This is a genomic window from Clostridium sp. (genome assembly GCF_051656525.1).
In the GTDB taxonomy this organism is placed as follows: Bacteria; Bacillota; Clostridia; order Clostridiales; family Clostridiaceae; genus Clostridium.
In genome coordinates this window covers 1-8,562 of record NZ_JBOGCC010000036.1, presented here as the reverse complement: position 1 = coordinate 8,562, position 8,562 = coordinate 1, and the positions used below count along the sequence as shown (strand labels likewise).

At 25.4% G+C, this 8,562-nt stretch carries 9 protein-coding genes; all 9 read left to right on the top strand.

Features of this window, described 5'->3' with window-relative positions; all coding sequences use genetic code 11:
- The coding region (locus ACRDDY_RS01045; RefSeq protein ID WP_438563113.1) for an ABC transporter permease at positions 1–233 on the top strand (233 nt) is incomplete at its 5' end.
- A 16-nt stretch (positions 234–249) separates the two neighbouring features.
- On the top strand, positions 250–1,500 hold the full coding sequence (locus tag ACRDDY_RS01040) for a sugar transferase (protein WP_438563112.1): 1,251 nt from the start codon (positions 250–252) through the stop codon (positions 1,498–1,500).
- A gap of 2 nt (positions 1,501–1,502) precedes the next feature.
- Entirely contained in the window at positions 1,503–2,300 is a 798-nt protein-coding gene (locus ACRDDY_RS01035; protein ID WP_438563111.1) for a glycosyltransferase family 2 protein, read from the top strand.
- Positions 2,297–3,322 (top strand): glycosyltransferase family 4 protein, encoded by a 1,026-nt coding sequence (locus ACRDDY_RS01030; protein WP_438563110.1) that lies wholly within the window; start codon positions 2,297–2,299, stop codon positions 3,320–3,322. Before ACRDDY_RS01035 ends, ACRDDY_RS01030 begins: the two co-directional genes overlap by 4 nt.
- A gap of 47 nt (positions 3,323–3,369) precedes the next feature.
- On the top strand, positions 3,370–4,449 hold the full coding sequence (locus tag ACRDDY_RS01025) for a mannose-1-phosphate guanylyltransferase (RefSeq protein ID WP_438563109.1): 1,080 nt from the start codon (positions 3,370–3,372) through the stop codon (positions 4,447–4,449).
- Positions 4,450–4,532: 83 nt separating this feature from the next.
- Positions 4,533–5,630: an acyltransferase family protein gene (locus ACRDDY_RS01020; protein ID WP_438563108.1), complete on the top strand. Its 1,098-nt coding sequence runs from the start codon at positions 4,533–4,535 to the stop codon at positions 5,628–5,630.
- 96 nt (positions 5,631–5,726) lie between these two features.
- Positions 5,727–6,881, top strand: a complete 1,155-nt coding sequence (locus tag ACRDDY_RS01015; RefSeq protein WP_438563107.1) for a hypothetical protein — start codon at positions 5,727–5,729, stop codon at positions 6,879–6,881.
- The gene (locus ACRDDY_RS01010) at positions 6,859–7,728 is read left to right on the top strand and encodes a glycosyltransferase family 2 protein (protein ID WP_438563106.1); all 870 of its coding nucleotides are present in this window, start codon (positions 6,859–6,861) and stop codon (positions 7,726–7,728) included. The genes ACRDDY_RS01015 and ACRDDY_RS01010 overlap by 23 nt, the downstream gene beginning before the upstream one ends.
- An 11-nt stretch (positions 7,729–7,739) precedes the next feature.
- Positions 7,740–8,562 (top strand): glucose-1-phosphate thymidylyltransferase RfbA (gene rfbA, locus ACRDDY_RS01005; protein WP_438563105.1); only part of this gene is annotated, 823 nt, incomplete at its 3' end.

Below are 8,562 nucleotides of genomic sequence, written 5' to 3'. Positions count from 1 at the left end.
AAATATTTTTAATAGAGGCAGCAGTGGTGATAACTTTAGGAGCTGTTATAGGAGTAATCCTTGGAGTGGCGGTGTCGTACCTAGCTGGAAATTTACTAAAAATACCACCATATTTTAACTTTATAAAATTGGTAGGAGCGTTAGTTCTTACAATGGGTGTTGGTCTAATATTTGGAGTTTTCCCAGCTAAAAGAGCAGGAGAGTTAGAGATAGTAGAGACACTGAAAATTTAAGGGAGGGGAAGCGACTATGAAACATAGTCAGAACAGTAAAGGAAGAATTATTTACACAATGACGCTACTTTTACTATTTGAAATAGTTAGAGAAAATTTTAGACTAGATAGAGAACTAATATTTTATTCGTTATTTCCAATTATGATTTTTTCTTACTATATATTTGATACTTTTTCATTTAATAAAAAATATAGATATTGGGAGTTTATAATATCTGGAGTTATAAATGGATTTGTTTTCTATGTTTTGGCGATTTTTTATGAAAAACCTACTATGATATTTGGATGGATATTCTATACATTGATGCAAAATATTGTTAAGTATTTTTATAACTCAACTTTTAGTCCAATGGAAAGAGTGGTTTTACTTACAGATAAAAAAGAAGAAGTACTTGAAAGAGTTATTGAAAGAAATGAGAAACTTTGCTTTGAAGGGTGTATTAACTTAGGTGAGATAAACAAAATAAAAGAGATAAATCCTAGTGAAGTTATATATCCAATAGAGATGACAGATCGAGTTGTAGATGAGATTTTTGATTTGAAGATGTCAGGAGTAAAGGTGAAGGATTCTATGGCATTTTTACAAGAGGTTGAAGGCAAGATTGATGTAGATAGTTTATCTAAAGATTGGGTTATAAAGGCTAAAGGTTTTGAAGTTTTAAGTTCTGGTGTAGAGCAAAGAATAAAAAGATTTTTAGATATAGCTATGTCAGTAGTTATAGTATTAGTTGGAGCTCCTTTTATGGTATTTACATATTTTCTTGTAAAGTTAGATAATCCTAAAAACTTTTTAAATAATCCAGTGTTTTTTAAACAAAAGCGTATAGGAAGTGGTGGAAAAGAGTTTGAAATAGTGAAGTTTAGATCTATGAGAATTCATGATCCAAATTCACACTCTAAATATGCTAGCGAAAAGGATAATAGAATTACACCAGTTGGAAAATTTATTCGTAAGACAAGACTAGATGAGTTACCACAGATATTTAATGTACTGAAAGGTGATATGAGTTTTGTGGGACCAAGACCAGAGTGGAATGAGTTAGGAAGAGATTACGAGAAAAAAATAAATATGTACAAGGTGCGATATGCAGTAAAACCAGGACTAACAGGTTGGGCTCAAGTTATGTATCCATATGGAGCTAGCTTAGAGGATGCTAAAAAGAAGTTAGAGTATGATATTTACTACATAAAACATCAAAATGTAATACTAGATATAATGATATTATTTAAAACAGTTAAAGTAGTACTATTTGGGAAGGGGATATAGAGATGTATGATATAACAGCGAGTATCGTAACTTATAATACTAAATTAGATGATTTAAAAAAGGTTGTTAATAGTTTTTTAAATACAAAATTAAATATTCATTTGTATATATCAGATAATTCACCGAATAATGAATTAGAAAAATATATAAAAACTATAGGTAGTTCTAGAGTTTCGTATATTTTTAATAACAAAAATGGTGGATATGGTTGGGGACATAATCAAATAATAAAAAAAGTGATTGAAAAATCAAAATATCACCTAATATTAAATCCAGACATTTATTTTAAAAATGGCGTTTTGGAAGAGTTATTTTCTTATATGGAAAAAAATAGAGATACTGGAAATATAATGCCAATGGTGAAATATCCCAACGGAGAAATTCAATATTTATGTAAAAGAATTCCTAGCCCAAAAGATCTTTTTTTAAGAAAGTTCTGTCCAATTAAATCAATTATAGAGAAAAATAATTTAAAATATGAAATGCGAGAAACAGGATATAATCAAATAATGAATGTTCCAATTTTATCTGGATGCTTTATGTTTATAAGGACAGAAGTATTTAAAAATATAGGATTATTTGATGAAAGATATTTTATGTATATGGAGGATTTTGATTTAAATAGAAGAATACACGAAAAGTATAAAACAATATTTTATCCTAGTATAGAAATTATTCATGCTCATGCAAAAGAGTCTTTTAAAAGTAGAAAGATGGCTAAAATTCATTTAAAGGCAGCAATAAAATATTTTAATAAATGGGGTTGGTTATATGATAAGCAAAGGAGAAAAATATCATGAAGATTTTATTAGATGGTAGACTAATATCGGATAAGCCAACTGGAATTTCAAGATATTCGAGAGAGATGGTAAAAATTTATCAAAATTATTATGGTTATGAAAATGTAGAAGTTGTTATAAACGAAGACTTAAAAGAAAAAACTTTTAAATATATAAAAACAGAACTCAAACCTTTTAATATGATTGATTTTTTTAAGTTTCAGAAATTTTTAGAAAAAATAGATGCTGAGATGTATCATACTTTATATTATAGTAATAGTTTTTTTAAAGATAAAACAAAAATATATATAACAACAGTTCATGATTTGATGTATAAATTAGTTCCAGAATTTTTTTCAAAAAATAAATTTATAAATTTTTTAGGCATTAAGTATTATGATTTTTTTGTTAAAAAGTCTCTAAAAAACTCAGATATAATTGTATCGGTTTCCGAAGTAACTAAAGATGATGTAAAAAAAATATATGAATATGATTCTATTGTCATTCCAGAAGGAATAAATATCGTATCTGTGGAAGATAAAGATGTTGAAAGTTTAAAAAATTTAAAATTCTTTTTATATGTTGGAAATTCAAGACCTAATAAAAATTTAAAATTTTTATTAGATGTATTTCTAATCTCTAATACAGAATATAAATTAGTTTTAGTGGGGAACAATAATAATTTACAAATTAATGATTCTAGAATAAGAACTTTAGGTTTTGTTTCTGATGAAGAATTGAGTTGGCTATATAAAAATTGTGAAGCATTTATTTTTCCATCTTTATATGAAGGATTTGGATTGCCAGTTTTAGAAGCTATAGAAAAAGGGAGCAAAGTATATTGTTCAACAGGTGGATCTTTAAAAGAATTTTCAGAAAAACTAGTAAAAAAATTTGATCCATATAAACAAGACGAACTTAGATATCTTTTAGAAAATACAGATAAAATAAATTTTAATAAAAAAGAACAGTTGGAAGAGTTAAAAAAATATGATTGGAAAAATATAGAATTTTTAATTCAAAAAAATTTATTTCAAAAATAAAGTAACTGAATTTAATAAAAAATAAAATTTTTTTTAGGAGAGATGAAATGCTAGTAGCAATAATTATGGCAGGAGGAACTGGTGAAAGATTTTGGCCACTATCTACTCCTGATAAACCAAAACAACTTTTAAATATATTTTCAGAAAAAACAATGATAAGAGAAACTGTAGATAGAATAATTCCTATAATTTTAAAGGAAAATATATTTGTAGCAACAAATGAATTGCAAGTAAACGCAGTAAAACAAGAGCTAAATGATATCCCAAAAGAAAATATAATAATTGAACCAGCTTTTAAAGATACTGCAGCAGCAATAGGATATTCAGCATTATTAATTGAAAATAGATTCAAAGATAAATTAAAAGAGGGAGAGAAAATAGAAGTTGTAGTTTTAGCCTCAGATCATTTGGTAAGAAAAGAGGGGGAGTTTCGAGAAGCTATTAAGCTGGCAGCAAAAGAAGCTTCAAAAAATGGTGTTATAGTTACACTAGGAATAAAGCCTAATAAGCCAGAAACAGGATATGGTTATATTGAGGTAAAAGAAGATAATGCTTTAGAACAGAATAAAGTTTATAAAGTGAAAAGATTTCGTGAAAAACCAAATCAAGAAATAGCAGAAAACTACTTAGCTTCTGGAAGATATTTATGGAATTCTGGAATGTTTATATTTACAACTGAAACTATTTTTAAAAATTTTGATGTATTAATGGAAGAACACGCAGAAATTCTATCTAATATTAAGCAAAAAATTAATAATAATCTTCAAGGAATAGAACTCGCTAATTTCATAAGAGAAGACTTTGAAAATTTTGAAAAAATTTCTATAGATTTTGGAATAATGGAGTATTCAAGAAATATAAGAGTTATACCAGTTGATATAGATTGGAATGATATAGGTTCTTTTAATGCATTAGAAGAAATTTTTGATAAAAATGCTTCAGGAAACATTGTGAGATATTGTAACATTAGGGAGTTAGACTCGTCAGACAATATAGTTATAGGAAAAGATGTGACAGTCTCTCTTTTAGGAGTTAAAAATTTGGTAGTTGTTAAAAATGGAGATAACATATTAATAGCAAATAAATTTAGAACACAAGATATTAAGAAAATAATAAAAAATTATTAAAAAGAATAAAGTGTGATAAAAAGTTTAAGAAGTAAAATGATATAAAAGATTAAATATATTTATATATTATACAATAAAAATAAATGGAGGTGTTACAAATAAAAAGCACAATAAAAGCACATAATAGAAAGATAAGTATTCTTAAAGGTATTGGTATTTGTTTGGTTGTTATTGGGCATACAAATAGTTTTATAGTTAAATATGTGTATCTTTTTCATATTCCTTTGTTTTATTTTATAAGTGGATATTTTTTGAAGAATACTTTTCATACATTTGTAGAATGGAAATCGTATTTCAAAAGAAAAGTTTTAAAATTATATATTCCATTTATAAGTGTAGTTTTATCTATGATTTGTTTACACAATATATTTTATAAAATGTATTTTGTTAAAGATTATTATACAATCAATGAGTTAATTAAAAATATTTTGAAAGCTTTGGTTTTCAAGAATTCAGAAGTTTTATTGGGAGCTATTTGGTTCATACCATCCTTAGCTCTAGTTTTTTGCCTATATATGTTTTTGAATCTAATTTTTTTCGAAAAAGTAAAAACTATTTCAGTTTTTCTTTTAATATATGCATTAGTTTTTTCTAATGGAAATACATATATAAATAAAGTTTTAGAAATAACTTTTATTGGACAATTTTTTATGCAATTAGGAAATGTATATAAAGAAAATGAATTAAGAGTTAAATATAATACTTTTTTACTGGTTATAGTAATGATAGTATTCATAATACTTGGAAATAATATAAAGATAATAGATATAGCTAATAGAAAGTACTCAGAGATATATTTATTTTTGCCAGTGACATTATGTGGTATTTATTTGAGTTTATATGCTGCTAATTTATTAAACAATATAAAATATATAAATAGCATGTTAAATTTTATTGGAATAAAAAGTTATATAATTATGTGTTTTCATATAATAAGTTTTAAGTTTTTAAGTTTTTTCTATATAGTATTAACTAAATTGGATATAGAAAGATTGAGTGAATTTCCAATATTAAAAGAAACTAGTTTAGCATTTTTATACACAGTTTTTGGTGTTTTTTTACCAATATTAGTAGATATAGTTTTAGTTTTTTTTAAATCTAAATTACTAAAAATTTTTAAGAAAAAAACGGCAGTTGATTATAATCAAATTATTAAAAATATAAAAATAACTAAAGGATAAAATATGATAATAAACAAAATTAATAAGTATTTTCCATATATTTTAATATACATGTGTTATTACACAAACCTTCCTATAAAGTTAGAAGAATTAACAATGATTAGCTTTATTATTTGGTGTATTTTAGGTGAAAAGAATGTTCAATTTAAATTGAATTTAACTATAGCAGGAATAATTTCAATTTTAGGGAGTATTTCTTTAATACAGTCATATAAAAATTACTATCCAATAGACAGAGTTTTAGAACAGTTACTTATAATAATAGTGATGTTTATAGGATATGATTTATTTTTTAAAAAGTATGGATATAAAAAATTATTTAGAATATATTTAAGAGTAAGTTATTTTATTTGCTTATTAGCATTACTACAATTTGTAGTTTATTTTTTTTTAAAAATAGATATTTTGAGATATCCAATTGGTTGTAATAATAGAGTATTACCGATTTTAACATCTAATATAGCTAGAGTACGAAGCGTCGCTTATGAACCAGGATGGTTTGCCCAAACATTAATTCCTTCTGTACTTTATAGTTTAGAGGTATTAATAAAATCTAAAAGATTTCAAAAAAGATATTTAATAATAATAATAGTTTTTTTTATGACAATGTCAAGTGGAGCATTAGTGATAATTCCAGTTTATTTTATATTAAAAAAATTAAAAACTATGAAGCAAATTTTTATCACTATCCCTTTATTGATTAGTATTGTGTATTTAAGTCAAGGAATCTGGTATTCAAAGATTCAAGAAACACTTGTAAATTTTGAAAGTTTAAAAACAGGAGTATTTTTTAATATTAATGCAAGTTCTTTTGCAATTTTATCAAATTTATATGTGGCATTAAATAATGATAACTTACTTTTAGGTGTTGGTTTAGGAAATCATCCATACAGCTATTTTAGAAATTTTATTGATAGGAAAATAGGGGTATACTATTTTTATGGATTAAATGCTATGGATGCTTATTCTCTTTTAACAAGAATGATTTCTGAATTAGGAATTATTGTTTGTTTTTTATTTTTACTATTTATAATTAGAAATTTATATTTAAGAGAGAATACGAGATCTATCATAAATATAGGAGCTTTTTGTGGAATATTAAGTTATCTTATAAGAGGTGGACTTTATACTAGGTTTGGAACGACGTTTATAATTATGTTATTTTTTTATACAGGAAAAAATATGAAATATGTAAAAAAATACTATACAAAAAAGAGTGAGGTGAAAAATGATTTCAATAATATTAGTTAATTATGGTTGTTTTCAAGATAGTTTAGAAGCAATAGAATCTTTGAAAAAACAAAAAACTCAACATGATTATAAAATTATATTAGTGGACAACTGTTCTAAAGATGACTCATATGAAAAACTGAAAAAAAAATATTTAAAAGATGAAATGGTGGATATAGTTTTATCAGATAAAAATGGTGGATTCTCATATGGAAATAATTTTGGAATAAAGTATGCTATCAATAAGTATAATTCAGAATATTTTTTATTAATAAATAATGACACAATATCAAACGAAGATATTATAGAAAAGTTTATGGATTATTTTTTTAAAAATAAAGAGAAAAATATAGGTATATTAACTGGAAAAATCTATTACTTTAATGAAGCAACAACTTTTTGGTATGCAGGAGGAAAACTAGATAAGAGAAGAGCAGGAGGAAGACATTTAGGTTCAAATGAAATTGATAATAAACAGTATGATGAAGAAAAAGAAATTGATTTTGCAACAGGTTGCTTAATGTTTTTCAATAAAGAATTACTTCAGGAAATTGGATATTTGCCAGAGGAGTATTTTATGTATTTTGAAGATGTTGATTTCTCTTGGGCAACAATTAATAAAAATAGAAAAATCATCTATTTACCAGAAATAAAAATTTGGCATAAAGTTGGAAAAAGTTCAAGTTTATTACAAGCAAAAAATAGTTATAAATTATTTAATAGAAATAGATCTATTTTAGCTAAAAAATATATGAATATTTTTAAATTCTATAAATTTAAAATATTTATGTATAATAGAAGCATTGTTAAATTTATGCTTCATTTACTTAAAGAAAGAAAAGTTATAAATACGTTTGAAGGATTATAGGGAGGAATTAAATGAAAGGAATCATATTAGCAGGAGGATCTGGAACAAGACTATATCCGGTAACAAAAGCAATTAGTAAGCAAATAACACCGATTTATGATAAGCCATTAATTTATTATCCACTGTCTGTTTTAATGTTAGCAGGGATAAAAGATATCTTAGTGATATCTACTCCTAGAGATATTGGAACTTTTGAAGAATTACTAGGTAATGGAAGTGACTTAGGACTTAAAATAGAATATGCTATTCAGGAATATCCAAATGGTCTTGCAGAAGCATTTATAATAGGAGAAAACTTTATAGGAAATGATGCATGTGCATTGGTTCTTGGAGATAATATGTTCTATGGTCATGGACTAACAGGAATAGTTAAAGAAGCAGCTAAAAGAGAGCGTGGAGCTACGATATTTGGTTACTATGTAAATGACCCTAAATCTTTTGGTGTAGTGGAGTTTGATGAGAATGGTAAAGCTATATCTTTAGAGGAGAAACCAGAGAAGCCAAAATCTAACTTTGCAATTCCAGGGCTATATTTCTATGACAACACTGTTGTAAAAAAAGCAAAATCTGTTAAACCATCTCATAGAGGAGAGTTAGAAATAACAACGCTAAATGAGATGTATCTAAATGAAGGAACTTTAAATGTATTAAGTTTAGGTAGAGGAATGGCTTGGCTTGACACAGGAACTCATGACGGACTTTTAGAGGCATCTAACTTTGTAAAAACAATTCAAAGTAGACAAGGGGTAATGGTAGCTTGTTTAGAAGAGATTGCTTATAAAAATGGATGGATATCTAAAGAGAAGGTGAGAGAGTTAGCAAAACCACTTTTAA